28 protein-coding genes and 1 pseudogene are annotated in these 26320 nt (G+C 58.0%); 22 read left to right on the forward strand and 7 right to left on the reverse strand.

The features are described 5' to 3' along the window. A pseudogene (locus ACTQ3V_RS03700) lies at positions 1–400 on the reverse strand (IS481 family transposase); the annotation flags it as partial. Positions 401–599: 199 nt separating this feature from the next. Between ACTQ3V_RS03700 and ACTQ3V_RS03705 the strand changes: the two are divergent. The 11 genes from ACTQ3V_RS03705 to ACTQ3V_RS03755 all read left to right on the forward strand — a co-directional run bounded on the left by ACTQ3V_RS03705 (position 600) and on the right by ACTQ3V_RS03755 (position 12430). After that, a complete protein-coding gene (locus ACTQ3V_RS03705) occupies positions 600–2504 on the forward strand; it encodes a glycoside hydrolase family 13 protein (RefSeq protein WP_441466320.1) in 1905 nt (634 codons plus the stop codon). Between the two features lie 17 nt (positions 2505–2521). Continuing rightward, positions 2522–3064 carry an NUDIX hydrolase gene (locus tag ACTQ3V_RS03710; RefSeq protein ID WP_441466321.1) on the forward strand — a complete coding sequence of 181 codons (543 nt, stop codon included), beginning with the start codon at positions 2522–2524 and terminating at the stop codon, positions 3062–3064. A 41-nt stretch (positions 3065–3105) separates the two neighbouring features. Further along, positions 3106–3798 carry a response regulator gene (locus ACTQ3V_RS03715; RefSeq protein ID WP_441466322.1) on the forward strand — a complete coding sequence of 231 codons (693 nt, stop codon included), beginning with the start codon at positions 3106–3108 and terminating at the stop codon, positions 3796–3798. A gap of 75 nt (positions 3799–3873) precedes the next feature. Beyond that, positions 3874–5652 (forward strand): ATP-binding protein, encoded by a 1779-nt coding sequence (locus tag ACTQ3V_RS03720; RefSeq protein ID WP_441466323.1) that lies wholly within the window; start codon positions 3874–3876, stop codon positions 5650–5652. Next, positions 5649–6965: a hypothetical protein gene (locus ACTQ3V_RS03725; protein ID WP_441466324.1), complete on the forward strand. Its 1317-nt coding sequence runs from the start codon at positions 5649–5651 to the stop codon at positions 6963–6965. The genes ACTQ3V_RS03720 and ACTQ3V_RS03725 overlap by 4 nt, the downstream gene beginning before the upstream one ends. Before the next feature lie 16 nt (positions 6966–6981). Next, positions 6982–7806, forward strand: a complete 825-nt coding sequence (locus tag ACTQ3V_RS03730) for a two-component system regulatory protein YycI (RefSeq protein ID WP_441466325.1) — start codon at positions 6982–6984, stop codon at positions 7804–7806. Positions 7807–7956: 150 nt separating this feature from the next. Then, on the forward strand, positions 7957–9252 hold the full coding sequence (gene murA / locus ACTQ3V_RS03735; RefSeq protein WP_441466326.1) for a UDP-N-acetylglucosamine 1-carboxyvinyltransferase: 1296 nt from the start codon (positions 7957–7959) through the stop codon (positions 9250–9252). 66 nt (positions 9253–9318) lie between these two features. Further along, a complete protein-coding gene (locus ACTQ3V_RS03740) occupies positions 9319–10128 on the forward strand; it encodes an MBL fold metallo-hydrolase (protein WP_441466327.1) in 810 nt (269 codons plus the stop codon). Further along, entirely contained in the window at positions 10110–10592 is a 483-nt protein-coding gene (gene rlmH, locus ACTQ3V_RS03745) for a 23S rRNA (pseudouridine(1915)-N(3))-methyltransferase RlmH (protein ID WP_441466328.1), read from the forward strand. Before ACTQ3V_RS03740 ends, rlmH begins: the two co-directional genes overlap by 19 nt. Continuing rightward, positions 10589–11377, forward strand: coding sequence for an esterase/lipase family protein (locus ACTQ3V_RS03750; protein WP_441466329.1), 789 nt, complete (start codon positions 10589–10591; stop codon positions 11375–11377). The genes rlmH and ACTQ3V_RS03750 overlap by 4 nt, the downstream gene beginning before the upstream one ends. A 111-nt stretch (positions 11378–11488) precedes the next feature. Then, a complete protein-coding gene (locus ACTQ3V_RS03755) occupies positions 11489–12430 on the forward strand; it encodes a 1-phosphofructokinase family hexose kinase (RefSeq protein ID WP_441466330.1) in 942 nt (313 codons plus the stop codon). A gap of 22 nt (positions 12431–12452) precedes the next feature. On the opposite strand, the gene trmD is transcribed toward ACTQ3V_RS03755, so the two are convergent. The 6 genes from trmD to ylxM all read right to left on the reverse strand — a co-directional run bounded on the left by trmD (position 12453) and on the right by ylxM (position 16099). After that, complete coding sequence (trmD, locus tag ACTQ3V_RS03760; RefSeq protein WP_441466331.1) at positions 12453–13187, reverse strand: tRNA (guanosine(37)-N1)-methyltransferase TrmD; 735 nt, start codon at positions 13185–13187, stop codon at positions 12453–12455. Then, on the reverse strand, positions 13184–13690 hold the full coding sequence (gene rimM / locus ACTQ3V_RS03765; RefSeq protein ID WP_441466332.1) for a ribosome maturation factor RimM: 507 nt from the start codon (positions 13688–13690) through the stop codon (positions 13184–13186). Before rimM ends, trmD begins: the two co-directional genes overlap by 4 nt. Positions 13691–13811: 121 nt before the next feature. Beyond that, on the reverse strand, positions 13812–14042 hold the full coding sequence (locus ACTQ3V_RS03770; protein ID WP_031476974.1) for a KH domain-containing protein: 231 nt from the start codon (positions 14040–14042) through the stop codon (positions 13812–13814). A 14-nt stretch (positions 14043–14056) separates the two neighbouring features. After that, positions 14057–14299 (reverse strand): 30S ribosomal protein S16, encoded by a 243-nt coding sequence (rpsP, locus tag ACTQ3V_RS03775; RefSeq protein ID WP_054327417.1) that lies wholly within the window; start codon positions 14297–14299, stop codon positions 14057–14059. A gap of 65 nt (positions 14300–14364) precedes the next feature. Next, complete coding sequence (ffh, locus tag ACTQ3V_RS03780) at positions 14365–15726, reverse strand: signal recognition particle protein (protein WP_441466333.1); 1362 nt, start codon at positions 15724–15726, stop codon at positions 14365–14367. A 1-nt stretch (position 15727) separates the two neighbouring features. After that, positions 15728–16099 carry a YlxM family DNA-binding protein gene (gene ylxM / locus ACTQ3V_RS03785; protein WP_441466334.1) on the reverse strand — a complete coding sequence of 124 codons (372 nt, stop codon included), beginning with the start codon at positions 16097–16099 and terminating at the stop codon, positions 15728–15730. 196 nt (positions 16100–16295) lie between these two features. On the opposite strand from ylxM, the gene yfmF reads away from it, so the two are divergent. The 11 genes from yfmF (at position 16296) to ACTQ3V_RS03840 (ending at position 26239) form a co-directional block, all read left to right on the forward strand. Next, positions 16296–17579 carry an EF-P 5-aminopentanol modification-associated protein YfmF gene (gene yfmF, locus ACTQ3V_RS03790; protein WP_441466335.1) on the forward strand — a complete coding sequence of 428 codons (1284 nt, stop codon included), beginning with the start codon at positions 16296–16298 and terminating at the stop codon, positions 17577–17579. Then, positions 17576–18838, forward strand: coding sequence for an EF-P 5-aminopentanol modification-associated protein YfmH (gene yfmH / locus ACTQ3V_RS03795; RefSeq protein ID WP_441466336.1), 1263 nt, complete (start codon positions 17576–17578; stop codon positions 18836–18838). The genes yfmF and yfmH overlap by 4 nt, the downstream gene beginning before the upstream one ends. A 31-nt stretch (positions 18839–18869) precedes the next feature. After that, on the forward strand, positions 18870–19823 hold the full coding sequence (gene lgt / locus ACTQ3V_RS03800) for a prolipoprotein diacylglyceryl transferase (protein WP_441466337.1): 954 nt from the start codon (positions 18870–18872) through the stop codon (positions 19821–19823). Continuing rightward, positions 19798–20649, forward strand: a complete 852-nt coding sequence (gene folD, locus ACTQ3V_RS03805; protein WP_441466338.1) for a bifunctional methylenetetrahydrofolate dehydrogenase/methenyltetrahydrofolate cyclohydrolase FolD — start codon at positions 19798–19800, stop codon at positions 20647–20649. The genes lgt and folD overlap by 26 nt, the downstream gene beginning before the upstream one ends. Positions 20650–20757: 108 nt before the next feature. Continuing rightward, positions 20758–21435: a ribose-5-phosphate isomerase RpiA gene (rpiA, locus tag ACTQ3V_RS03810; protein ID WP_441466339.1), complete on the forward strand. Its 678-nt coding sequence runs from the start codon at positions 20758–20760 to the stop codon at positions 21433–21435. A 56-nt stretch (positions 21436–21491) separates the two neighbouring features. Continuing rightward, on the forward strand, positions 21492–22094 hold the full coding sequence (locus ACTQ3V_RS03815; RefSeq protein WP_441466340.1) for a hypothetical protein: 603 nt from the start codon (positions 21492–21494) through the stop codon (positions 22092–22094). A gap of 155 nt (positions 22095–22249) precedes the next feature. Continuing rightward, positions 22250–22561, forward strand: coding sequence for a 50S ribosomal protein L21 (rplU, locus tag ACTQ3V_RS03820; RefSeq protein ID WP_125115425.1), 312 nt, complete (start codon positions 22250–22252; stop codon positions 22559–22561). Between the two features lie 4 nt (positions 22562–22565). Continuing rightward, complete coding sequence (locus ACTQ3V_RS03825) at positions 22566–22904, forward strand: ribosomal-processing cysteine protease Prp (RefSeq protein WP_441466341.1); 339 nt, start codon at positions 22566–22568, stop codon at positions 22902–22904. Beyond that, positions 22891–23169: a 50S ribosomal protein L27 gene (gene rpmA, locus ACTQ3V_RS03830; protein ID WP_031476960.1), complete on the forward strand. Its 279-nt coding sequence runs from the start codon at positions 22891–22893 to the stop codon at positions 23167–23169. Before ACTQ3V_RS03825 ends, rpmA begins: the two co-directional genes overlap by 14 nt. 77 nt (positions 23170–23246) lie before the next feature. Then, positions 23247–24521, forward strand: coding sequence for a GTPase ObgE (gene obgE / locus ACTQ3V_RS03835; RefSeq protein ID WP_441466342.1), 1275 nt, complete (start codon positions 23247–23249; stop codon positions 24519–24521). 194 nt (positions 24522–24715) lie between these two features. Beyond that, positions 24716–26239, forward strand: a complete 1524-nt coding sequence (locus tag ACTQ3V_RS03840) for a 4Fe-4S dicluster domain-containing protein (protein ID WP_441466412.1) — start codon at positions 24716–24718, stop codon at positions 26237–26239. The last annotated feature ends 81 nt before the right edge of the window (positions 26240–26320 follow it).

The following is a 26320-nucleotide window of genomic DNA, read 5'->3' on the forward strand; positions in this document are numbered from 1 at the left end:
AGGTCATCTGCTCGTAAGGCTTTGGTTTATACACTTTTTTCTTTGAAACAGCAGGAAATAGCCCTAGTTTGCGCATGACTCGGAACAAGCTCTCCGGACGTCGGGTATAACCCCGTAGCCGCAGCCGATGCCACAGCTCCACCATGCCCAGATCTGGATTGCGGCGGCGCATATCCCGAATCAGTTTCAGTTCTGTCTCCGTATGCTGATTTGGATGGCTATGGGGACGTCTGGACTGACAGGCCAGGGATTTCACCGTGCCATCCCATCGAGCCTTCCAGAAGTAGATGTACGACCGACTCTTGTTGTACTTCCGGCTGGCACGGCTCACACCGTATTTCTCTGCGTATTTCATCAAGGATTGCCTGTATGCCATGTCCTGTGTTATACTCTTGCTCATGAAGGATATGGCCCCCTCTCGTCAAGTTAAGTGTCGCAACTCAACTTTAACCGATGAGGCCCTATCCTTCATCCTTTTTTATTCAACTGTCCAGGATGTATTGTACTCCAACAACGGTTCGGAAAAGCCGTTTTTTGTTTACCTTGCGGACAGTTCGTGCTATACTGTATAAAGAGTTTTTATGTTTGGGGGAAATTATTTGAATACCATTCCCGATTGTGTGTTTCACTCCCGCAGTCTGGCCTGCAAAGCGCCGTATGGCGCGGTGCCCGCCGGGCAGACGGTTGCGTTTTCCACCTATCCTAAGCGCGAACACGGTACCGAACATATCACCCTGTGGGTGGAGGAGGACGGCAAGGAGCCGGAGGCATTCCCAATGCGTTGGTACGGCCTTGCCGGTGCGCGGGATCACTATACAACCAGCTTTACGCCGCCGCATCCGGGCCTGTATTGGTACTATTTTACCATGGATACTGCGGACGGCCCACGATACTGCGCACGCGGCTATGCCGGACGGGCGGAGATTATCGATACCCTGGGGGACAAATATCAGTTGACCGTATATGACCCGAACTATCAGACGCCGCGCTGGTTTGGACGGGGCATCACCTATAACATCTTCCCCGACCGCTTCTGCCGGGAGAAAATGCCCGTCCAGCCCGAAGGGGAAGGGGTTGCGCCGCGCGTGCTGCACGAAAACTGGGACGATATTCCGGTTTATCAGCCCAATGAGAACGGTGAAATTCTCAATAATGACTTCTTTGGCGGTACGCTGCGCGGGATCATCAGCAAGCTGGACTATCTGGAAAGCCTGCATGTGACCACCATTTATTTCAATCCGATATTTCAGGCGTATTCCAATCACCGGTATGACACGGGCGATTATAAGCGTATCGACCCACTGTTCGGCAGCGAGGAGGATTTCCGTACGCTGTGTGAGCAGGCCGCGGCGCGCGGCATGCGCGTGGTGCTGGACGGCGTGTTCAATCATACCGGTTATGACAGCCGCTATTTCAACGCGCGCGGCCGGTATAACAGTGTCGGGGCACACCAATCCAAGGATTCACCCTATTATCGCTGGTACGATTTTCAGGAATGGCCGGACAAATATGGCTCGTGGTGGGGGATCTACACGCTGCCGCAGGTGCGCGAGATGGACGAAAGCTATCTTGACTATATCATCGAAAGCGAGGACAGCGTCGTGCGTCGCTGGCTGCGGCTGGGCGCGTCCGGCTGGCGGCTGGACGTGGCCGACGAGCTGCCTGATGCGTTTATTGAGAAACTCAATGCCGCAGCCAAGCGGGAAAAGCCGGATGCACTGGTCATCGGTGAGGTTTGGGAGGATGCTTCCAACAAAATCGCCTATTCCGAGCGTCGCAGGTATTTTCAGGGCGGTGAGCTGGACAGCGTGATGAACTATCCGCTGCGCGACGCGATTTTATCGTTTTTAAACGGCGGCACAGCGGAGCATTTTGCCGAAAGCATAGAATGTATCCGTGAAAATTATCCCCGAGATGTATTTTATAATCTGATGAACATCATCGGAACGCATGATACGGCGCGCGCGCTGACGCTGCTGGGTGTGACCGACGAGGAGTGGAAGATGGACCGTGACGGGCGCGCGCACTATCAGCTGCCGCCCGACCGGCTGGCCACCGCGCTGCGCAAGCTGCGTCTGGCGGCGGTCATCCAGTTCACTATACCGGGGTCTCCCACCATTTATTATGGCGACGAGGCGGGCCGACAGGGGTTTGAGGACCCGTTTAACCGCCGGACGTATCCGTGGGGACAGGAGGACCGGGAGCTGCTCGCGTTTTATCGCCGTCTGTGCACGCTGCGTGCGGACAGCAATACGCTGGCGGATGGCGAGCTGCATTTCGTGCGCTGTCACGGCGCGCTGCTGCAATATGAGCGTGTGAGCGACACCTCCCGCCTGATGGTGGTCATCAACCGCGGCCATCATCATATTCGCACCTGCGTGCAGGCGGTTTACGCGGTGGATGTGATGACCGGAGAAGGATTTGAGGATGCGGACAGCCATGGCGTGCATATTTCGGTGCCGCCCGAGACCGCCTATGTGCTGCGCTGCTTCGGCACGCCGTAGAAAAGAGGAATAATACAATGGATATGCGGGAAAAACAGCTTTCCCATCGATATTTTTTTGAAGGAAAAATCATGAAGGCACGGCTGGACGAGGCGCTGCTCCCCAACGGAAAGACCGCACTGCGCGAGGTGTGTGAGCATGTCGGCGGCGTGGGCGTGCTGCCGATTGACCGGGATGGCAATGTGATTCTGGTGCGGCAGTTCCGCTATCCGTATGATACGGAGCTGCTGGAAATTCCGGCAGGCAAGCTGGACCATGGCGAAGGGGAGAGCATCGCAGACTGCGGTGCGCGCGAGCTGAAGGAGGAAACCGGCTGCACGGCGGCGCGTCTGGTGCCGCTCGGGTGTGTCTACCCGTCGCCCGGTTTTCTGACCGAGGTCGTGCACCTGTTTGCCGCGCTCGACCTGACGGAAGGCGAAATGCAGCCGGATGAGGATGAATTTGTCGAACTGGTGCGGCTGCCGCTGGCCGAGGTGGAGGCCATGGTCGAGCGCGACGAGATTCGAGACGCCAAAACCGTGGTCGCACTGTACCGTGCCAAACTCAAGGGGCTGTATTGACTGAAAACAGCACCTGTTCCTCGCTTGGGAAGGAGGCAATTATGGAGAAGAAAAAAATTCTGGTCGTTGAGGACGAAAAGGCAATCGCGGACATTCTGGTGTTTAACCTCCAGCGAGAAGGATATGATACGCTGGTCGCCTATGACGGTGCAGACGGTCTGCGGGCCGCACTGGAGCAGACACCCGATTTGATTTTACTGGATGTAATGCTGCCCTCGATGGACGGTTTTGAAGTGCTTGGGCATATTCGCGACAAGCAGGATACCCCGATTATCATGCTGACCGCCCGCGAGGAGGAGACCGACAAAGTGCTCGGCTTGGAGCTGGGCGCAGACGACTACATCACCAAGCCGTTTTCCATGCGCGAGCTGATGGCGCGCGTCAAGGCGAACATGCGGCGCACGCTGTCCGGAGAGGAGCGGGAAAAGCCTGCCGTGCCGTCGGGCGGCGGACTGCGCATTTCGCGCGATAACGGCATGGTGTACAAAAATGGGCGGGCGCTCGAGCTGTCCGCGCGCGAATTTGATATTCTGTGCTTTCTGTCCGCCGCGCCCGGCCGCGTGTTTTCGCGCGAGGAGCTGATGGAGCAGGTCTGGGGCTATGATTATTACGGCGACCTGCGCGCGGTCGACGTGGCGATTCGCCGCCTGCGTGAAAAGGTCGAAGATCAGCCCGCCAGTCCGCGCTACATCATGACCAAGCGCGGCATGGGTTATTATTTCAGCGACGAATGACCAGTGAAGCCGTGTCCTGTGCACGGAATACAGAAAAAACGGCGCGGCTGCGCTGAGCACGCCGGAGGTGTTTGTTTGTTTCGTTCCTTACACATGAAGCTGGTGCTGATTCTGGTGCTGATGATCATATCGGTCATGGCAGTGGTGGGCACGTTCCTCATCAACAGCGTCAACACGTTTTATCTGGACAGCTTCTATGAGCAGATGCAAAACGTGTTCAACCAGTCGAGCACAATGGATTCCCTCAAGGATGCGGCGGCCGAGCAGGGTGCGCCCGGCTTGCAGACCGTGATTGAAGCGCGGGAAAGCGCGCTGGGGATCGACGATTATCGCAATTATTATATTCTGGATGCTGAGGGACGGTATCTGGAAGGCTCCAACCCGAACATTACGCTGACCCGGACAAGCAACATCGTTGCCGCAATGGCCGGTGAGCTTGGCGCGCGCTCGTCCGTGTCCGACAGCACCATGGATATTGCCGTGCCCATCGACAAGGAAGGGGATGGCGGCGTGGACTATATCGTATACATCACGGACGATAAAAGCGAGATTTCCGATCTGTCATGGCGCTTTTTCCAGATTGTCATGCAGGCGATGATGTTCGGCCTGCTCGCAGCGATTCTGCTGTCCTTTTTGCTCAGTAAAACCATCACCACCCCGATTGAGCGCATCACCGAAGGCGCGCGGTCGATTGCGGAGGGAAATTTCGATCAGGATTTGGGCGTGCAGTCATCCGACGAGATTGGCGAGCTGACGCGCTCATTCAACTACATGGCACGGCGGCTCAAAAGTACGGTAGGCGAGGTACAGGGCGAACGCGATAAGCTGAGCACGCTGTTCCTGCATATGACAGACGGTGTCGCCGCCTTTACGACCGAGGGGCGCCTCATCCATATGAACCCGGCAACCGAAAACCTGCTGGGCGTGCGCATGGAGGATCATCTGACCTTCGATGAAATGTTTGCCGATTTAGATATGCTGGGATCGGACGAGACGGCTATGCGCAGTTTCCTGACCAGCGAGATCACGCGGCGCGACCGCGTGCTGTCGGTCACGCTCGCGCCATACGGCGCGCTTGACGGAGAGGGCGGCGTCATCGCGGTCATCCATGACATCACCGAGCAGCGCCGTCTGGACGATGCGCGGCGCGAATTTGTCGCCAACGTGTCGCACGAGCTGCGCACACCGCTGACCAACATCCGTTCCTATACCGAAACGCTGCTGGATGCTGCGGGAGATATTCCGATTGACACGGAAAAGCAGTTCCTGGGCGTTATTTCGAGCGAGTCTGAGCGCATGGCGCGCATCGTGACCGACCTGTTGACGCTGTCTAAGCTGGATTATGGCCGGATGGAGCTGCGTATGACGCGCTTTTCGCTGTCTGAACTGCTCCAAAAGGTGGCAAACGCGATGAAATTGACCGTGCAGGACAACGGTCACGAGATGGTTGTAGACGCACCGGATACGCTGCCGTCCATTGTGGGCGACCGCGAGCGTATCGAGCAGGTGGTCGTCAACATCCTGTCCAACGCGGTCAAGTATACGCCGTCAGGGGGACATATCCGTCTGTCGGCCTGCGTGCCGGCGGAAAACCGCGTGCGCATTACAGTACAGGATGACGGCGTGGGCATTCCGGCGGCCGACGTGCCGCGCCTGTTTGAGCGTTTTTATCGTGTGGATAAGGCGCGCAGCCGCGCGGCCGGCGGCACGGGCCTCGGTCTGGCAATCGCCAAGGAGATTGTCGAGCAGCATGAGGGCAAGATTGCGCTGGCCAGTGAGTATGGCAAGGGCACGACCGTGACCATCACCCTCCCGACCAACCTGACCCCGAACAGGGAGGAGGGGCCGGTATGAGAGGCGCGCAGCGTTCGGTTAAAAACACGGCGAAAAATGTGTCGCTCATCGTGCTGGTGGTGCTGCTGCTGACGCTGTGCGCGGCCAACTGGCTGACTGGGCTGAATGTGGCGCAGATGCCGGCGGACAGCCTGATGCGGCGTGCGCACGACCATCTGTTCGGCGGCGCGGTGGGCTATGAGCTGCGCTCGTCGGGCGTAGCCGCAGCAGAACCGGTACAGCTTGCGCTGACGGTGGACGGGCAGCTGTACGGCGTGCAGTATAACGTGACGGATATGGATGCGGCGGTCGTCGCTGTGCGCGACCTATGGGCGCAGGTGCTGACGGGCGATGAACTGGTTTCTGCCGGAGCGGATGAACTGAACGCGGCGCTGCGCGCGGGCGACTGTGCCGAATTGCGCTATCACGGCGCGATTCCGCTGGGCGCGGTCGCGGGCTGGATGGGCGGCACATGGAAGGATGGCAGCGACATATATGTGGAGACACTGGTCTACGCGGCGGGCGTGGAGCGCCTGTTTGTGCGCACTTCGGATGGCGCACTGTATGCGGCAGCGGCAAAAGCGGATAAAAACGTGCTGGAAAGCGCGCAGGATGCTTTCCGCGGCATGTCCTGTAAGTTTTCAGGCGAGGCGTATGCGGTGTATCCGGAAACGCTGCTGTTTGACAGCGAAGTCCTGTCCTTGCCGCTGCTGAGCAACGAGCCAATCGACCTGTTTTCTACACAGAACGGTACCGGCTTGGAGGCATTGCTGCAAGCGTTCGGATTTACAGCATACGCGGATTTTTATACCGAGCAGAACGATCAGGTGCGTGTGTTTGTGGATAATGTCAGCACGCTGCGCGTGAGCGCTGCGGGTTTGCTGCAATATGCTGCTTCCGCGGAAAATACCGCGGTGCACGCGTATGAGGAGGGCGAGGTTGGCGGACAGTCCGCGCTTGACGCGCAAATGGACTGCGCCCGGCTGATTCTGGATGCGGCGCTGCGCGTGGGCGAGACCAATGCACATGCGTCCCTGTATGCGGCCGGACAGCAAAACGGGCAGACAACACTGGTCTTTTTACAGATGTACGGCGGTGTGCCGGTGCTGGGCGAAAATGACTTCGCCACCTTCACGTTTGAGGGCGGCGCGCTGGTTTCCGCAACGGTTCGCCTGCAGCGTTTTGCCTCGCAGGATACAAACCGCATCGTCCTGCCTGCAAGGCAGGCGGCCGCGGGCGCGATGGGAGAGGCGAGCGGCCTGATGGTCGCGTATCGCGCACAGGGCGACAAAGGCTATGTCCCTGCACGCTTTTATTGGAAAGGCAACGACTGACAGGAGGTGAGGCCGCTTGCAATGGGATAAAGTAAAAAATGTGCTGATTGTGATTTTGCTGGTGGTCAACCTGTTTCTTGTCGGCAATTTTGGCGCGAAGATATGGCAGAATTATCAAAGAAGCGAAGAATTGGAAACCGATCTGCGCACGCTGACGCAGGAATACGGCAGGCAGCTGGATGACAGTTTCCGCCTGCCCAAGGATAAGGTGCTGCCCATACTGTCGATTGACCGAAGCCGCGCGGATGAGGAAGCGGTGGCGCAGGCGATGCTGGGTGAGGAGCTCGAGCGCACCGAGCAGGAGGACGGCACAGTGCTGTTCCAAAACGAGAGCGGCAAGGTCGAGTGGCACGCGGACGGTACGGTGCGGGCGGAATGTTTGACCGGTGCAGATGTGCCCGACGAGGCATCTGCGGCGCTGCGCCTGACGCGTCGGCTGCTCTCCGACTGGGGCTTGCAGGCGGAGGATGAATCATTTTGCGCAGATGGCCGAATGGTAACCCTGACCGGCACGGTCGCGGGGCAGCCGGTGCATAACCGCCAGTTGACCCTGCGATTCGATGAGAACGGCGGTGTTGCCGTAACCGGCTTATGGAGCTTTGGCACGCCGTATACCACCGTGCGGGGCAGCGGCGTATCCTGCAATGCGGCGGATGCGCTGCTTGAATTTGCCGCGCGGGCGCAGGAGGTCGGGAGGATTGACGCAATGACAGCCGGCTATCGTATGGAGATGGACAGCAATCGCCGTCTACAGCTTACGCCAACTTGGAAGATTACGACGGATTCGGGCGAATATTTGGTGGATTGTGCCAAAAAAACGATTGTAGACCAGGAAAATTGAAAAAAATCTTTCCTTTATCAAAAATTGTGGTACAATAGATTGGTGAGAAAATTTGCGGGTGCACGCATGTGTGCGTCCGGTCATAGAATACAGTAGCAAGACAGTTCACGCGGCGGTTACGCGTATTGCAATAGTGAGGAGTAGGTAGGTTTGACCAAATATGTAATCAACGGCGGTAAAACGCTCAATGGAGAGGTCATGATCTCCGGCGCAAAGAACGCGGCGGTTGCGATCGTCCCGGCAGCGCTGCTGGCGGACGGCCCGGTTCGCATTGAGAATGTGCCCAAGATTATTGATGTGACGCTGCAGCTGGAGATCATGCGTGAATTGGGTACGCAGATCCGGCTGCTCAACGCAACAACGGTGGAAATCCAGAATACACAGCATCCCAGCCTCAAGCCGCATGAGCTGGAGCGCAAGCTGCGCGCCTCCTACTATTTGCTCGGCGTGCTGCTGGGTAAATACGGCTATGCCGAGGTCGCTATGCCGGGCGGCTGCAATTTTGGCGGTGTGCGTCCGATTGACCAGCATATCAAGGGCTTTGAAGCGCTGGGCGCCAGAGTCACATTGCCCAAGGGCGGATATATCCGCGCCGAGGCCCCTGAAGAGGGCCTGCACGGCGCACATATCTATTTTGACGTGGTGTCTGTCGGCGCGACCATGAACATCATGCTCGCGGCAGTACTGGCCAAGGGCCAGACCGTCATGGAAAACTGTGCCAAGGAGCCGCATATCGTCGATTTGGCGAATTTCCTCAATGCGATGGGTGCAAATGTCAAGGGCGCAGGTACGGACGTCATTAAGATTCGCGGCGTCGAGCGTCTGCACGGCGGTACCTATTCCATCATTCCCGACCAGATCGAAGCCGGTACGTTTATGGCGGCGGTCGCGGCCTGCGGCGGTTCGGTGCTGGTGAAGAACGTTATCCCGAAGCACCTCGAGTGCATTACGGCAAAGCTCAAGGAGATGAGCGTTGAGGTGACCGAGTTTGACGATGCGGTGCTGGTGCGCCGCGAGGGCAAGCTGACCAAAACCAACATCAAAACCATGCCTTATCCGGGCTTTCCGACCGATATGCAGCCGCAGATGACGACCGCGCTGTGCCTTGCGGAAGGCACGAGCATCATCACCGAAGGCGTGTGGGATAGCCGTTACCGCTATACCGAGGAGTTGGCGCGCATGGGTGCGAACATCCATGTCGACGGCAAGATTGCGGTGATTGAGGGCGTGGAGGAATTCAAAGGCGCACCGGTGCGCGCACATGACCTACGTGCGGGCGCAGCCATGGTTATCGCGGGCCTTGCGGCCAAGGGCGTGACCGAGGTTGAGCAGGTGCAGAATATCGAGCGCGGCTATGAGACGCTGGTGGAGAAATTCGTGGCGCTGGGTGCGGATATGTACCGCTCCGAGATTCCGGATTCCATGGGTGCGGCTGAGCGCGCGTAAAAAAGGAACATATACAGCGGAGGGGGCAACCTCTCCGCTGTTTTGGAAAGCAAAGGAGTTTCAGCATTGGCAAAGCGGTATTATTACAGCATTGCAAGTGGGTCGTCGGGTAATTGCGGCCTGTACATGGCGGACGGGACAGCAATTCTGATTGATTTGGGCGTGTCTCTGCGCAAGATCACCACAGCACTGGCCGGAATCGGTCTCGGCTTGGACGATGTTTCCGCCGTGCTGCTCACACATGAGCATATCGACCATGTCAAGGGCTTGCCGATGTTTCTAAAAAAGGCGAAAGCACCCGTGTTCGCTTCGCGCGGCACGGCCGAGGCGCTGGCGGAAAAAGACCCGTCCTGTGCCGACCGCTTGAATGAGTTTGACAGTGGAGAGGGCTTCTGGGTGCGCAATGTGGACATTGCAACCTTTGCTACGCCGCATGACGCGGCGGACAGCGTCGGTTACATATTGGAACACGGCAGCCATCGTTTCGGGTTTGCCACTGATCTGGGCTTTGTGCCCCGGGAGGCGGCAGACCTGCTGCGCGGATGTGAGACGGTCGTGCTGGAGAGCAACCATGACCCGCACATGCTGCAGGCAGGCCCGTATCCGTATCCGCTCAAGATGCGCGTGGCAGGCCCGGCGGGACACCTCTCCAATCCGGACTGCGCGGTGTTCGCGGCCGATTTGGTGCGGCATGGCACGCGCAATCTGGTATTGGCGCACCTGAGCGAAAAGAACAACATGCCGGCGCTCGCCCTGCAGCAGACGGTGAGCGCGCTGCACGGCCTGCCGGACTGCGCGGTGCAGGTTGCGCCGCGCGAGCACATGGAAACGCCGGTTTTGTTTGGGGAGGAAACGATATGCTCGCTGTCCGGCTGATTTGCGTGGGTAAGCTCGGAGAAAAATTCTGGGCGCAGGCCGTACAGGAATATGTCAAGCGCCTCGGCGCATATTGTAAATTGGAAATGGTAGAACTGCCCGAGCAGCGTCTGCCGCAGACGCCATCGGAGGGGGAAACCCGGCAGGCACTGGACAAGGAGGCGGCGCTCATTGCGGATAAAATCCCGCAGGGCGCGGCGGTGATTGCGCTATGCGTGGAGGGGAAAGAAATGTCCTCCGAGCAGCTGGCGGACTACCTCGGCCGCCTGACCGTGAGCGGTACAAGCCGCCTGTGTCTGGTAATCGGCGGGTCGTGCGGACTGTCCGACCGGATCAAAGCGCGGGCCGGACTGCGGCTGTCCATGTCGCCTATGACCTTCCCGCACCATCTTGCGCGCGTGATGGTGCTCGAGCAGCTGTACCGCGCGCTGAACATTGCCGCGGGGGGCAAATACCACAAATGAGCCGGAAACCGGACTGCAAAACCCGTTACCCCATCCTGCTCGCGCATGGCTTGGGTGTCACCGAGCACGGCGGGCTGTACGTGCCGTGGGGGCGTGTGCCCGATGTGCTGCGCGCACATGGCGCGCAGGTCTGCTTCGGCGGACAGGACGCTTGGGGCAGCATCGAAACCGGTGCGGCACAGCTGGCCGAAACGGTACGCAATATGCTGCGCTTGTACGGCTGTGGACGTATTAACATCATCGCGCACTCCAAGGGCGGGCTGGAAGCTCGTCATCTGATTTCAGCGATGGGGTACGGCAAATATGTCGCGTCGCTGACAATGCTGTCCACCCCTAACCACGGTTCGCGTGTGGCTGAGCTGCTGCTGTATGCACGGCCGGGCATTGCGGTCTGGGCACGCGGCAACGACGCATGGTGGCGGCGCGGCGGCGATAAAAAACCGGATACGCTGCGCGCGGGTCAGCAGCTTACGCCTGCCTATCTGGACACGTTTAACCGCACGCATCCGGATGCGAACTGCGTTTACTACCAAAGCTGGGGCGCGCGGCTGGGCAAAAACAATACGGATGCCGCGATGCGTCTGACGCATGCCTTGTTTTATCCCACGCATGGCGACAGCGACGGGCTGGTAACACCGCGGTCTGCCCGCTGGGGACGGTACCGCGGCACGCTTGTGGGTGTCAGCCATCAGCAGCTGGTGGACGCGCAAGGCGTGGATTGTGGCTTTGATGTACGCGGCTTTTATGTGCGGCTTGTGCAGGAATTGGTACAGCAGGGATTTTGAGAGGGCGCGCGCAGAGCTTTTGCATGAAACTTTACAAAAAGCATTTACATTACGCGCGCGATTCGGTAAAATAAAAAGCAAGAGGAAAAGATACAACAGGAGGGGCGCCCCATGATTATCACGATAACGCTTAACGCCGCGTTGGACCGCACTTTGCGGATTGAGAATCCGCTGGCAGTCGGCAAGCTCAATCGTGCGGTATCCAGTTATCTGGAACCCGGCGGAAAGGGCATCAATGTATCGCGCGCAATCAAGGCGCTCGGCGGCAACAGCGTTGCGCTGGGCTTCTGCGGCGGCACAAACGGCCGTATCGTCAAGGATATGCTGACATCCGGCGATATTCATCATGATTTTGTTGATATTTCGGGTCAGATGCGTGTCAACACCCAGATTATTGACGCACAGGGCGGGCACACCGAGGTCAATGAACCCGGCAGCAAAATTGAGGATGCGGACTTTCTGCGTCTGCTCGACCGCATGGAAATGTACCTGCATGAGGGAAACATTTTCGTTTTGACCGGCTCCACTCCGCCGGAATTCCCGCTGAAGAACTATCGCAAACTGTGCAAGCTCATCAAAAAGCGCGGCTGTAAGCTGGTTATCGACGCGCAGGGCGAGCTTTTGCTCGAAGCGCTCAAATGTGAGCCGGACTTTGTCAAACCCAACATTTTCGAGCTGGCTGAGGCCGTGGGTGACAAGCCCTCCGCCGACCCTGAGGTGGTCGTGGTTTCCGCGCGCAAGATGCTCGAGATGGGCGCACGCGCGGTGTGCGTTTCGATGAGCCAGGAGGGGGCGGTGCTGGTTTCCAAGGACGAATCTGAGGCGCTGTACGTCAACACCAACCCGAAGATTTACGACGAAGGCTCGGTCGGCACGGGCGACGCCATGGTCGGCGCGATTGCAAACTCGATGAACAACAAGCTCAAGTTTGATGAGATGGCGCGCTATGCGGTGGCGACCGCGCGTGCGTGCAGTCGCCTTGCGGGTACCGAGATGGCGACGCTCAAAAAGGTATACGAGGTGTACGAGACCACGCAGGTCTACATACTGTAAGGCAAAGAAAAAGCCGGACGGTTCAGCCGTCCGGCTTTTCGATTTTGTCGAGGATTTTTTTGTCCTGCTTGTCGCGCGGGACAAAATGCGCGTATAGGTCGGGGCGGTCGGCCTTGGTGCGGCGCAGGCTCATTTCCCGTCGCCACGCCTCGATGTTGGCATGATGGCCGGAGAGCAGCACCTCTGGCACGGCGCGGCCGCGCCAATTTTCCGGTCGGGTGTACTGCGGATGCTCAAGCAGCCCGTCCCAGTGGCTTTCGGCGGTGAACGCCTCTTCGTCGGGCAGCACGCCCGGCACCATGCGGCACACCGCATCCGCGACCGCCATCGCGGGGATTTCGCCGCCGGTCAACACGAAGTCGCCAATGGAAATTTCCTCATCCACGCAGGCGTCAATAAATCGCTGGTCGATGCCTTCGTAATGTCCGCAGACCAGAATGATATGCTCGTGCGCCAGTAATTCGCGCGCCTTGGCCTGATCGAACGGCTTCCCTTGCGCGGACAGGAACACCGTGTGCACATGGCTGCCTGCACACAGGGCCTCATGGCACAGATAGAGCGGCTCGGCCAGCATGACCTGTCCGCGGCCACCGCCGTAGGGCGCGTCGTCCGCCTTGTGGTGCTTGTCGAGCGCATAGTCGCGGATGTTGGTGGCGCGCACCTCGACCAGCCCCTTTTCCTGCGCGCGGCCGATGATGCTCTCCCGCATGACCGCGTCGATCATCTCGGGAAACAGCGTCATGATATCGATTTTCATTCCAGCAATCCCTCGATGCTTTGAATATAGATCACGCTTGCCTGCATGTCGATCTCCTGTAAAAAGGGCTTGGCGGCCGGTACATAGACCAGACGGCCCGCGGCAGTCTTGATTTCATACATATCGTGTGCCGGATTGGTGGTCAGCACATCGTGCAGTTTGCCGACCTCGCTGTTCGTGCGGCGGTCGTGTACGGTAAAGCCGAGAATGTCCTGAATGAACACCAAATCGTCCGGCAACTCCACGTCCTCCCGGTCAAGATGCAGCACGCGGCCGCGCAGGGCCTCGGCGGCTTCGACCGTGTCAATGCCTTTCAGGTGCATCAGTACGACGTTCTTATGCACCTGCGCCTTTTCCACAGCCACTGGGGTTTGCTCGTCCAGATACAGGGTGTCGAAGTCGCAGAGCACCTCGGGGCTGTCGCACCAGCTCTGCACCTTCAGGTCGCCGCGCACGCCGTGCGTGCCGACAATTTTTCCGGCCTCTAAAAATTGTTTGGGCATGTTGCCTCCTCCGCTTTCGTTGGGGGAATGGCGCGCGGAAACGCGCGCGGATAACAAAAAATCGCCGCGCTGCGGCGATTTTTATACGGCGTTACTCGTCGGAAATCGGATTTCCGTCGATTCAGTCGAGAATATCGACTGTTACACGCTTGTTTTCGCGATTGCCTGCCGCTTTCATGAGTGTGCGGATTTCCTTTGCGATGCGGCCGTGACGACCGATGACGCGGCCCATGTCCCCAGGCGCTACGCGCAGGGAAAAGGTGACATTATCGCCGTCGATCTCCTCGGTGATGGCAATCGCATCCGGCTCGGAAACCAGATTTTTGACAATATAGGTCAATAACTCTTTCATTTTGTTCGCCTCACTCAATTCAGCACACCGGCCTTCTTCAGGATGCCGCGGACCGTATCGGTCGGCTGGGCGCCCTTCTTGATCCACTCCTGAGCACGGTCAGCGTCAACATTGACGGTAGCCGGGTCGGTCAGCGGGTTATAGGTGCCGATCTCCTCGATGAAACGTCCGTCACGCGGGTAACGGGAATCAGCGACAACGATACGGTAGAACGGAGCCTTCTTCGCGCCCAGACGGCGCAGTCTGATCTTTACCATGGATGATTCACCTCCTCTAAAATAGAAATTGATCTATTGTAAATTTCTTTACAAACAAATGGGGGTCAGAACGGCAGCTTGAGACCGCCGAGACCGGGGAAACCGCGGCGCTTTTTGCCTTTGCCGCCGCGGGCAAGGCCGGAAAGCTGCTTGGTCATTTTCTGCATGGCCTCGAACTGCTTGAGCAGCTTGTTGACCTGCTCGACCGACAGGCCGCAGCCCGCCGCGATGCGTTTTTTACGCGAGAAATTGATGATGGAGGGGTTATCCCGCTCCTTGGGGGTCATGGATTGGATGATGGCTTCGGTGTGCGCCATCTGCTTTTCGTCGATTTTGGCACCGGCGAGGGCTTTTGCGTCGATACCCGGCAGCATGCCGAGCATTTCCTCCATGGAGCCCATGTTTTTCATCTGCTGCAGTTGTTCGTAAAAGTCGGTCAGCGTCAGCTTTCCGGCCATCATTTTCTTTGCGGTTTCGGCGGCCTGCTTCTGGTCGAAGGACTCCTGCGCTTTTTCAATCAGCGTCAGCACGTCGCCCATGCCGAGGATACGGGAAGCCATACGGTCGGGGTGGAACGGCTCGATATTGTCGAGCTTTTCGCCCGTGCCGATGAATTTAATCGGCTTACCAGTCACCGCCTTGACCGAGAGGGCCGCGCCGCCGCGGGCGTCGCCGTCCATCTTGCTCATCAGCACGCCGTCGATGCCGAGCGCTTCGTCAAAGGTTTGCGCAACGGTGACCGCGTCCTGACCGGTCATCGCGTCGACAACCAGAATGATTTCAGTTGGTTTTACCTCAGCCTTGATGGTTTTCAACTCGTCCATCAGCTTTTCATCGATATGCAGACGGCCTGCGGTGTCAAGAAACACCAGATCGAAGCCGTTGCGGCGGGCATAGTCCACGCCGTGCTTGGCGATCTCGACCGGGTCGCCCTGCCCTTCGTCGAACACCGGAATATCCAGCTGCTTACCGACCACCTTTAACTGGTCGATCGCCGCGGGGCGATATACGTCGCAGGCGACGAGCAGCGGACGCCGCTGCTGCTGCTTGCGCAAGAGCGCTGCGAGCTTGGCGCAGTTGGTGGTCTTGCCCGCGCCCTGCAGTCCTGCCATCATGACAATGGTGGGCGGGTTGGGCGAGATGGTCAAACGAGTGGTCTGACCGCCGAGTAGCGCGATCAGCTCTTCGTTTACAATTTTGATGACCTGCTGGGTCGGGGACAGGCTTTCGAGGATTTCCGCGTCGGTCGCCTTTTCGGTGACCGCCTTGATGAAGTCCTTGGCAACCTTGAAGTTGACGTCGGCTTCCAGAAGCGCCATGCGGATTTCGCGCATTGCTTCCTTGATATCGGACTCGGTCAGCCGTCCTTTGCTGCGCAGGTGCTTGAATGCGGATGAAATTTTTTCGGTAAGGCCTTCAAATGCCATGTTAAGCCTCCTGCCTGAGCTGGTCGAGCAGCGCCGCCATGCGGGAGAGAATGTCCTCCGCTTCGCGGCTGTGCAGTTTGTCGGCGTTGAGCGCGAAAAGCAATGCGACCTGACGGGAAAGCTCCTCCGCGCACCGTTCGGTGCCGCCGTAGCGCGCGACCAGACCGAGCTTTTCCTCCATCTCGCGCAGCGCATGTTCCGCGCGCTTGATGCTGTCGCGTACCCCCTGACGGGTGATGCCCGCGTGCTCGGCAATTTCGGCCAGCGAAAGGTCTTCATTATAATACAGGTCGAACAGCTCGCGCTGCTTTTCTGTGAGCGTCTCGCCGTAAAAGTCGAACAGCAGGCTCATTTCGAGCGGTTTGCCTTTCATCGGCGGGCCTCCCTAAATAGTGTAAAGTGTTTTGCCTTTACATCGAACGTGATTATTCTACCGTATATTTGGCGCGGTGTCAAGGGAAAAATAGGGGAGAACACGAATTTTGTTCATATAATCTTTGTTTGCTTCACACCTCCAATGATGCTATAATAATGCCCATGGAAAAATTTTTCCGGAAATGAGGGAAATCATGCAACAAGTAACGCGGAAAAAGCTGGCCGCAGGGGTCAATCTTACCTGTGTGACCACGCCGAAATTCAAGCGTGCGGTTTTGCGGGCGGTGCTGCTGCTGCCGCTGGGCGGACCGGACGCGGCGCTGCGCGCCTGTCTGCCGCATGTGCTGCGGCGCGGCACAAAACGGCTGCCCGACCTGCGGGCGATCGGCACGGCGCTCGACGAACTGTACGGCGCGCGCATTGAGGCGGTTGTGCGCAAGGAAGGCGAACATTTGGCGGTGGGCTTTTTGTCCGACTGTATTGATGAAAGCTGCGTGCCGGGCGCGGACGGCCTGACGGCGGGCGTGATCGATCTGCTGGCTGAACTGCTGTGCGATCCGTACACGCAGGACAGCGTGTTCTGCCCGGACTACACAGCGGGCGAACGCGAAAACCTGATAGACCGCATTGCGGCGCAGAAAAATGATCCGCGCGCGTGGGCGCCGCTTCGCCTGATGAAGCTGATGTGCGCGGACGAGGCATATGGCCAGCCGGTGTACGGAACCAAAGAGCAGGCTGAGAAAATCACCGAGAAAAAGCTGTACGCGGCCTACCGCCGCGCGCTGAGCGAAGCGCAGCTTGAACTGTTTTACTGCGGGCCGCTTGCGCCGGAAGCGGTGGAAGCTATGTTTGCGCAAACGCCGCTGGCGCAGGCGCGTACCGATGCGGGTACGCTGCCGCAGACCCAAGTGCTGGCGCAGCCGGAGGGTGCGGCGCGCGAAATCATCGAGGAAGAAGCGGTCACGCAGGGCAAGCTGTCGCTCGGCTTTCGCACGGGCGGGGCGAGTCTGACCGGTGGAGATGCAGCCGCTTACTGGATGTTTCAAACGCTGTACGGCGGTTCGACCAGCTCCAAGCTGTTTCTCAATGTGCGCGAAAAGCAATCGCTCTGCTATTATGCAAGCGCGCAGTTTATCGCGCCCAAGGGCATTATGATGGTGAACTCCGGCATTGAAAACGATAAATTCACAGTCGCACGGGATGAAATCCTGCGTCAGCTGGATGCCTGCCGAGAAGGAGACATCTCGGATGCGGAGATTGACGGCGCGCGTCGCACGCTGACCACCAACTGGGGCGCCATGCTGGACGATCCGCTGACGCTCGAGCGGTACTGGCTCGGACAGGCCGCCGCGGGTACGATGGTATCGGCAGAGGAGCGTATCGCACAGGTACAGGCGGTCGACCGCGCGCGTATTGTCGCGGCGGCACAAGCGACCGCACTCGACACGGTATACTTTATGAAGGGGGCGGCGCAATGAGCAAGGTTTGGACCGCCCTGCGCGAGCGCGCGGAGGAGCGCACGCTGGACAACGGGCTGCGTGTGTGCTATCTGCCTAAGGAGGGCTTTGGCAAAACATTTGCGATACTCGCAACCAACTTCGGTTCGGTCGATGCGTCTTTCACATTTGAGGGGACGCGTTATGATACGCCTGCGGGGGTCGCGCATTTTCTTGAGCACAAAATGTTCGAGGACGAGGACGGCAATGCGCTGCAAAAGTTTGCGCGCACGGGGGCAAGCCCCAATGCGTTTACCAGCCACACGATGACGGCCTATCATTTTTCCTGTACCGAGCGGTTTGAGGAAAATCTCGAAATCCTGCTGAAATTTGTGTTTACGCCATATTTCACTGAGGAAAACGTCGCCAAGGAGCACGGCATCATCGGGCAGGAAATCGGCATGATGGACGATACGCCCGGTTGGCAGCTGTTTTGCGGCGTGCTCAAAGGGCTGTACCGCAACCATCCGGTGCGCGTGCCGATTGCGGGCAGCGTGGAGAGTATCGCGCGTATCACGCCCGAGGTGCTCTATACCTGCCACCGTGCATTTTACAGCCCGAAAAACATGGCGCTGATCGTCTGCGGCACGGCGGATTTTGACGAGGTCTGCCGCATGGCGGCGCAGTATTCGCCCGCTGACGCGCCGGAAATCGGGCAGCGGCATTACGGTGAGCGTCGTCAGGCGGTCAGTGAGCTGACCGTTACGCGGCGCATGCCGGTGTCGCGGCCGCAGTTCATGCTAGGCTTTAAGGATATGCCGCTGGAGGCGGGCGAAAGCCGTCTGCGCCGTTCGCTGCTGGGTGAGCTGGCAGTGCGCATCCTGTGCGGCGACACCGCGCCGCTGTATGCGGAGCTATACGAAAAGAGGCTCATTGGCCGCGATTTCGACACGGATTATACACTCATTCCGGAAGGCGCGATGGCGCTGCTGGGCGGCGAGGGCCGCGACCCGGAAGCCGTGCGTGCGGCAATCGAGGGAGAAGTCGCGCGTCTGGCGCGCGAAGGCGTGGAAAGGCCGCTGTTTGACCGCATGAAAAAGGCGCTTTACGGTCTGCGTCTGCGCGTGCTGGACGTGCCGGAGGCTTATGCGCGGCAGGAGGCTGCGGCCTTGTTCGCGGGCGAACACTACGCGGATTTTGCCGCGCTGTTCGACACCATCGCTCCTGAGGACGTGCAGGCGGTATTTGCCCGCTGGGCGCAGCGCGACCGGTCAAGTTTGTCGGTCGTTTTGCCCGGGTAACTCATTTCTGACAGCAAAGGAAGCAAACATCATGGAACATGCAATTTCTTTCCCGGCGCTTGGACTGGATTTTCAGATAAACCGTGTCGCCGTGAACGTATTTGGTAAGGATATCTACTGGTACGGCATCATCATCTGCATCGGCTTTGTGCTGGCGGCGCTGTATGTGAACGCGCGGGTCAAGGAATTTGGCTGTACGTCGGACAATCTGATGGATTGTCTGATTATCTGTGTGCCGGTTGGTATTATCTGCGCGCGCATCTATTATGTGGCCTTTGAATGGGAGTACTACAGCCAGCATCCGAATGAGATCATCGCGGTTTGGAATGGCGGCATTGCGATTTACGGCGCGGTGATCGGCGTGGTAATCGCGCTGTATGGATACAGCCGCGTCAAAAAAATTCCGTTTGCCAGCCTGTGCGATTTAGCGGCCTTCGGCTTGCTCATCGGCCAGTGCATCGGGCGCTGGGGCAATTTCGTCAATGGCGAGGCGCACGGCGGCCCGACTGACCTGCCCTGGGGGATGTCGATTGACGGCGCAGCGGCCGTGCATCCGACCTTTTTGTACGAATCACTCTGGAACTTGGTGGGTTTTATCGCGCTGCATTTTTACTCAAAAAAACGCAGATTCCCGGGCGAGATGGCGCTGCTGTATGTCGCGTGGTACGGTCTGGGCCGCGCGTGGATTGAAGGTCTGCGCACGGACAGCCTGTATATCGGCACGGTGCGTGTCTCACAGGGACTTGCGGCGGTTAGCTGCATCGTAGCTGTCGCGCTGCTGGCGCGTGGGTATCGCCGCCTGAAGGTCGCCAAAGCGTTTTACGCGCCGCCTGCGGCAGAATCGGAACAGACTGTATCAGAGGAAAAATCGGCGGAAATAAAAGAAAAAAGTGCGGATAATGCACAACCGGCGACGACCGAATCGGAAAAACAGACAGAAAACGAAGGGGGAACGCAGTATGAGCGCAGTAAGAATGGACGGTAAGGCGCTGTCGGCCAAGGTGCGCGGCAGTATTCTGGCCGAGACGGAAGAACTAAAAAAGCAAGGGATCACGCCCGGTCTTGCGGTTATCATTGTGGGCAACGACCCGGCGAGCGAAATCTATGTGCGCAATAAGGAGCGCGCGTGCGCCGAGTGCGGTATTTACAGCGAAAAATATGCGCTGCCTGAGGAAACCACGCAGGAGGAACTGCTCGGCCTGATTGCACAGCTCAATGAAAGCCCGCAGATTTCGGGCATCCTGTGCCAGATGCCGGTGCCGGGGCACATCTCCGAGCAGGCGGTCATCGACGCCATCGACCCGAAAAAGGATGTCGATGCGTTCCATCCGGTCAACGTGGGCAAGATTATGACCGGAAATTTCGACTTTGTGCCCTGTACGCCCGCGGGCGTCATGGAGCTGCTCGACGAATACGGCATTGACCCAAAGGGCAAGGAATGTGTCGTGGTCGGCCGCTCGAATATTGTCGGCAAGCCGATGAGCATGCTGCTGCTGCACCGTCACGGTACGGTGACCATATGCCACAGCCGCACGCAGCACCTCGACGAGGTCTGCCGCCGCGCGGATATTCTGGTCGCGGCAATCGGCAAGGCCGGATTTATCACGCCCGATATGGTGAAAGAAGGCGCGGTGGTCATCGACGTGGGTATCAACCGCAATGCCGAAGGAAAGGTCTGCGGCGACGTGGACCCCGCCGTGGCGGAAAAGGCGTCGTACATGACGCCGGTGCCGGGCGGCGCAGGCCCCATGACCATCACCATGCTGATGAAAAACACGCTCAAAGCAGCCAAGCTGCAAAATCGCACATAAACCGCCCTGCTTTTGCGCGGAAATCATTGACCTTTTTTACCAACCACTTTATAATAAAGGTAATAAGGTGGCCGGGTATAATCGGCGCGGACGGCAGGGAGGAAAACAATGGATATGAAAAAACTGGCGGGTGAAAAAGCCGCAGAATATGTAAAGGACGGTATGGTCGTCGGTTTGGGTACCGGCTCCACCGCGCATCATATGGTCAACGCGGTGGGTGAGATGGTAAAAAACGGTCTCAAGATTCAGGCCATTCCGACCTCCAAGGCCACAGAAGCGCAGGCACGCGAACTCGGCATCCCGCTGCTGACGATTGATGAGGTCGAGTATATTGATCTGGCCATTGACGGCGTGGATGAGATCGACCCGCAGTTTAACGCCATTAAGGGCGGCGGCGGCGCGCTGTACCGCGAGAAGGTTGTGGCAACCCTTGCCAAGGAAGTCATTTGGATTATGGACGAAAGCAAGCTGGTCGACAAGATCGGCGCATTCCACCTGCCGGTTGAGATTGCGCAGTACGGCTCCAAGCAGGCGATGGCCAAGATGGAGGAATACGGGTTTCACCCGGTGCTGCGTGTGCGCGATGGCAAGACCTTTGTAACCGATAACGGCAATTTTATTGCCGACCTTCACCTTGGCGCGGGCTTTGATATTCAGGATGTCCGCGAAAAGATCAGTGGTATTGTGGGCGTGCTGGAGCACGGCCTGTTCCTCAACATGTGCAAACGGATGATTGTTGGCTGCGCTTCGGGCGAGGTCAAGGTCATCGAGAATTCTGCCATATGATGGGGGATAGACGTACATCCGGACACCGGATTGGAGACCGAATTGGAGGGACTCCCATGGAGCGAACGCCGGCACGCCGTCGCTCATCTGCAAAGCCGATGAAGCTCAACTACCGTATGCTGCTGTGCATTGCGGTTTTGGCGTTTTTCCTGTTGGCACTGCTGTTTTTTATTCTATTTTTGTCGCGCGGCGGCAAGATAGGCGAACTGAATAAGCAGGTGGAAACGCTCAACGGAGAAAAAGCCGCTCTGTCCGAGCAGGTCAATGCCCTGACGCAGGACAACCAGACCATGCTTGCCGGGCTGACGGCTGCTTTGCCTGACCCGACTACAGCGCAGACTGATGATCTCACCGCCCTCATCCCGCAGTTGACCGAGGGCGTGTATGTGGTGCACAGCACGGGTACGCAATACCAGTATCTGAGTGTGCCCACCGGATATTTACAGGATAAGCTGACTGCTTATCGTGATAATGTGGAAGGATATACCGTTGTGGAAGGCGATGCGCCTGCCTGCACCTGCTGGGTGCTGTTTCCTGACCGCGTGGTTGGTCTGGCGGAGGGGGATAAAGGCTTTGTCAGCATGGACCGCGCCGCCACAGGCAGCGCAACCACCGTACCGAGCGGTATGTACGCCTTTGTGGCGAGCTTCTTTGCGTAAAAATGCAAAAAACGCGCGGCAGGACTTGACATGGTCCTGCCGCTTGTGTTATGCTACTAAAAGCCGCATTGTGCATTGGCTTTCGTTAAGTGCGTCCGAACCCGGTCGCCGCCGTGCCAAGCGTGACTCTACAACGAAAGAGAGGGAAAACCAATATGTATGCCATTTTGAAAACTGGCGGCAAGCAGTACAAGGTATCTGAGGGCGACGTGATCTACGTGGAGAAGCTCGGCGTAGAGGACGGCGCGACCGTTACGTTTGACGAGGTTCTGGCCGTAGGCGAGGGCGACGCACTGACCGTCGGCGCTCCTTACGTTTCCGGCGCCGCTGTAACCGGCACGGTGGAAAAGACCGGCAAGGGCAAGAAAATCAACATCTTCAAGATGAAGCCCAAGAAGGGTTACCGCAAGCGTCAGGGCCATCGCCAGCCGTACACCAAGGTGACCATCGCGTCCATCAAGGCGTAAGGCTGTGACGAAGGTCACATTTTCGTCGCGGGGGGACAAACTCCTTTCGGTGGATATCCTCGGTCACGCGGGATACGCGGACGAGGGGGAGGACATCGTTTGCGCGGCGATTTCCAGCGCGGTCATGCTGACCCATGCTTTGCTGTTTGACGTACAGCGCATCCCGGTCGATACGTTGATCGAGGATGACGGCGCACACATCCGCATCACCCTGCCCGAAGGCGCGGGGGTGGAACGCGGACAGGACGCGCTTGAGGCGCTCCGGCTGCATTTTACCGAGCTGGAACAGAACTATTCGGAATTTTTGAGCGTAATGGAGGTGCACACAGATGCTGAAGATTAGCTTACAGTTTTTCGCTCATAAAAAGGGCGTAGGTTCGACCAAGAACGGCCGTGACTCCGAGGCAAAGCGCCTTGGCGTTAAGCGCGCGGACGGCCAGACCGTTCCGGCGGGCAACATTCTCGTCCGTCAGCGCGGCACGAAGATCCATCCGGGTCTGAACGTGGGCCGCGGCAAGGACGACACGCTGTTTGCAAAGGTCGAGGGCGTTGTTCGTTTCGAGCGCCTGGGCAAGGACCGCAAGCAGGTTTCCGTTTACCCGCAGTAAACAATTGAGTATTGACAAAATCCCAGACGGTTGTCTGGGATTTTGTTTTAACAACCACATGAAAGGAGGACTTCCCTGTGTTTATTGATATTGCCAAGATCAAAATTGTGTCCGGCAAAGGCGGCGACGGCAAGGTCGGCTTTCACCGTGAGAAGTATGTTGCGTCCGGCGGACCGGACGGCGGCGACGGCGGCCGCGGTGGCTCGGTCATCTTCAAGGTGGACGATAACCTGTCCACGCTGCTGGATTTTCGCTATAAAAAGAAATATGTTGCCGGCGCGGGCGAAAACGGTGGCAGCAAGCGCTGCAAGGGCAAGGATGGCGCGGATTTGATCATCCGCGTGCCGCGCGGTACGCTCATTCGCGACCAGAAAACCGGACAGGTGATCAAGGATCTGTCGGATGACGAGCCGTTCATCGCGGCCAAGGGCGGCAACGGCGGCTGGGGCAACACGCATTTTGCTACCCCAACCCGTCAGGCGCCGCGCTTTGCCAAGCCCGGACAGCCGGGTGTGGAGCGCGACATCATTTTGGAGCTCAAGCTGCTCGCGGACGTGGGTCTGGTCGGCTTCCCGAATGTCGGTAAGTCGACGCTTTTGAGCATGGTTTCCGCCGCGCGTCCCAAGATCGCAAACTACCATTTCACCACGCTGGTGCCCAATCTGGGTGTGGTATCGGTTGGTGAAGAACAGAGCTTCGTCATGGCTGATATTCCCGGCATCATTGAGGGCGCGGCCGAGGGCGCGGGTCTGGGACATGACTTTTTGCGCCATATTGACCGCTGCCGCCTGCTGCTGCATCTGGTGGATGCGGCGGGCAGCGAGGGCCGCGATCCGCTCGACGATATCGAAAAAATCAATGCGGAGCTGGCCGGTTACAGCGAATTTCTCGCCGCGCGTCCGCAGATTATCGTGGCCAATAAGGTCGACCTGCTGGGCGATGACCGCGCGCCGGTCGAAAAGCTCAAAAAATACGCCGAGGAGCACGGCTTTCTGTTCGCGGAGCTGTCCGCCGCCACCAATCAGGGCGTGGCGGAGTTGATGCGCCTGACGTGGAACGAATTGAAGGAGTTGCCGCCCGTATTCGTATACGAGCCGGAGTTTGTCGATACCCCTGAGGACACAACGGGCGAGCGCGACTGGACGGTCGAAAAGGTAGACGATTATTATGTTGTCTCGGGCGCATGGGTGGACAAAATCATGGGCTCGGTCAATATTGATGACTACGAATCCCGCCAGTATATGGACCGCATGCTCAAGAGCGCGGGCGTATATGACAAACTCGAGCAGATGGGTGTGCAGGAGGGCGATTTTGTTGTTATCGGCGACTTGGAATTCGAGTATATTTATTGATGACCTTGTGGATTTTCGGTAAAACGGAATCGTAAAAAGTGGACATGGAAAATTGTTAAATTTTCTACAATTTATATCTTTACAAGATTCCCGCTTTGCGGTATCCTGAGTATAGGTATGGATAGCCCTATCAAGGGGCAGTATACCGCCCTGCATCCAATAATCGACGTGAATACAAGGGGGATATGAAAATTATGAGAGGCGTAGAGACCCGCATTCAGGAGATCCGCCGTCGTATTTTCCGCGAGGTGGCCCGCATGGCTTACCATACGGAGTGGCCGACGGACAAGCGAATCGAAGCGCTCCCGTATGAAATTATTCCGGGCGAGGTCGGCAATTTCCGCAACGATATTTTCCTCGAGCGCGCCATTGTCGGTGAACGCCTGCGTCTGGCAATGGGCCTGCCCTGCCGCAGCGCAGCAGAGCATTCGCCGGTATCGGAAAACATTGAAGCGGCAATGCGTGAGGAAACCTACTACACGCCGCCGCTGGTGAATATCATCAAGTTTGCCTGCAATGCCTGCAAGGAAAATGAGGTCATGGTGACCGACGGCTGTCAGGGCTGTCTGGCGCATCCGTGCGTCGAGGTTTGCCCCAAGGACGCCATTACGCTCGATCGCTATAACGGCCGTTCCCATATCGATCAGGAAAAGTGCATCAAGTGCGGCCGTTGCGTGGAAGTTTGCTCGTATCATGCCATTATCCATCAGAAGCGTCCGTGTGCTGCAGCCTGTGGAGTGGACGCTATCGGCAGCGATAAGAACGGCAAAGCGAATATCGACTATAGCAAGTGCGTTTCCTGCGGCATGTGTCTGGTCAACTGCCCGTTCGGCGCCATTGCGGATAAATCTCAGATTTTCCAGATGATTCGTGCCATTCAGGCGGGTGAGCGCGTATATGCAGCCGTTGCGCCGGCTTTTGTCGGTCAGTTTGGCCCCAAGGTGACGCCGGGCAAGCTGCGTGCTGCAATGAAGCAGCTCGGCTTTGCCGATATTCTGGAGGTAGCCATCGGTGCGGACCTGTGCGCAGCGCAGGAGGCGGAGGACTTCGTCAAGGAAGTGCCGGAAAAGCTGCCGTACATGGGCACATCCTGCTGCCCGGCATGGTCGGTAATGGCAAAGAAGATGTTCCCCGATCAGGCGGAGTGCATCTCCATGGCACTGACACCCATGACGCTGACCGCGCGCCTGATCAAGCACCATCATCCGGACGCCAAGGTTGCGTTTATCGGTCCGTGCGCAGCGAAAAAGCTGGAAGCTATGCGCAAGGATGTGCGCAGCGAGGTCGATTTCGTGCTGACCTTCGAGGAAATGACCGGTATTTTCGACGCGCGTCATGTTGATCTGGAGTCCCTGCCGGAAGACCCGCACGGTGTTAACGACGCCTCCACCGACGGCCGTAATTTTGCCGTTTCGGGCGGTGTGGCGCAGGCGGTTGTCAACGTCATCAAGGAGAAATATCCGGAGCGTGAGATCAAAGTGGTCAACGCGGAGGGCTTGCGCGAATGTCGCAAGATGCTGCAGGCGGCCAAGGCTGGTAAGTACGACGGCTATCTGCTGGAAGGTATGGCCTGTCCGGGCGGCTGTGTGGCCGGTGCGGGCACCATGCAGGCAATCAAGAAGTCGGCGGCTGTGGTCGGGCTGTACGCCAAGCAGGCGGAGCATAGGACTGCAACCGGTACCGAGTATGTCAAGGAGCTGGACAAACTCGTCGACTAATATTCGATAAAAAGGTGCGCCGCCCTTTCCATCAGCGCAAAAAAAGAACCGCCAGAGGCGGTTCTTTTTGTTTTATGAGAC

This window comes from Candidatus Agathobaculum pullicola (assembly GCF_052117205.1).
GTDB classification, from domain to species: Bacteria; Bacillota; Clostridia; order Oscillospirales; family Butyricicoccaceae; genus Agathobaculum; species Agathobaculum pullicola.

Coding starts and splice junctions, on each gene's coding strand:
- ACTQ3V_RS03710 (WP_441466321.1), top strand. CDS start 2,522: ATGGATATGCGGGAAAAACAGCTTTCCCATCGATATTTTTTTGAAGGA.
- ACTQ3V_RS03715 (WP_441466322.1), top strand. CDS start 3,106: ATGGAGAAGAAAAAAATTCTGGTCGTTGAGGACGAAAAGGCAATCGCG.
- ACTQ3V_RS03725 (WP_441466324.1), top strand. CDS start 5,649: ATGAGAGGCGCGCAGCGTTCGGTTAAAAACACGGCGAAAAATGTGTCG.
- rlmH (WP_441466328.1), top strand. CDS start 10,110: ATGCTCGCTGTCCGGCTGATTTGCGTGGGTAAGCTCGGAGAAAAATTC.
- ACTQ3V_RS03750 (WP_441466329.1), top strand. CDS start 10,589: ATGAGCCGGAAACCGGACTGCAAAACCCGTTACCCCATCCTGCTCGCG.
- ACTQ3V_RS03755 (WP_441466330.1), top strand. CDS start 11,489: ATGATTATCACGATAACGCTTAACGCCGCGTTGGACCGCACTTTGCGG.
- trmD (WP_441466331.1), bottom strand. CDS start 13,187: ATGAAAATCGATATCATGACGCTGTTTCCCGAGATGATCGACGCGGTC.
- rimM (WP_441466332.1), bottom strand. CDS start 13,690: ATGCCCAAACAATTTTTAGAGGCCGGAAAAATTGTCGGCACGCACGGC.
- ACTQ3V_RS03770 (WP_031476974.1), bottom strand. CDS start 14,042: ATGAAAGAGTTATTGACCTATATTGTCAAAAATCTGGTTTCCGAGCCG.
- rpsP (WP_054327417.1), bottom strand. CDS start 14,299: ATGGTAAAGATCAGACTGCGCCGTCTGGGCGCGAAGAAGGCTCCGTTC.
- ffh (WP_441466333.1), bottom strand. CDS start 15,726: ATGGCATTTGAAGGCCTTACCGAAAAAATTTCATCCGCATTCAAGCAC.
- ylxM (WP_441466334.1), bottom strand. CDS start 16,099: ATGAAAGGCAAACCGCTCGAAATGAGCCTGCTGTTCGACTTTTACGGC.
- yfmF (WP_441466335.1), top strand. CDS start 16,296: ATGCAACAAGTAACGCGGAAAAAGCTGGCCGCAGGGGTCAATCTTACC.
- yfmH (WP_441466336.1), top strand. CDS start 17,576: ATGAGCAAGGTTTGGACCGCCCTGCGCGAGCGCGCGGAGGAGCGCACG.
- lgt (WP_441466337.1), top strand. CDS start 18,870: ATGGAACATGCAATTTCTTTCCCGGCGCTTGGACTGGATTTTCAGATA.
- folD (WP_441466338.1), top strand. CDS start 19,798: ATGAGCGCAGTAAGAATGGACGGTAAGGCGCTGTCGGCCAAGGTGCGC.
- rpiA (WP_441466339.1), top strand. CDS start 20,758: ATGGATATGAAAAAACTGGCGGGTGAAAAAGCCGCAGAATATGTAAAG.
- ACTQ3V_RS03815 (WP_441466340.1), top strand. CDS start 21,492: ATGGAGCGAACGCCGGCACGCCGTCGCTCATCTGCAAAGCCGATGAAG.
- rplU (WP_125115425.1), top strand. CDS start 22,250: ATGTATGCCATTTTGAAAACTGGCGGCAAGCAGTACAAGGTATCTGAG.
- rpmA (WP_031476960.1), top strand. CDS start 22,891: ATGCTGAAGATTAGCTTACAGTTTTTCGCTCATAAAAAGGGCGTAGGT.
- ACTQ3V_RS03840 (WP_441466412.1), top strand. CDS start 24,716: ATGAGAGGCGTAGAGACCCGCATTCAGGAGATCCGCCGTCGTATTTTC.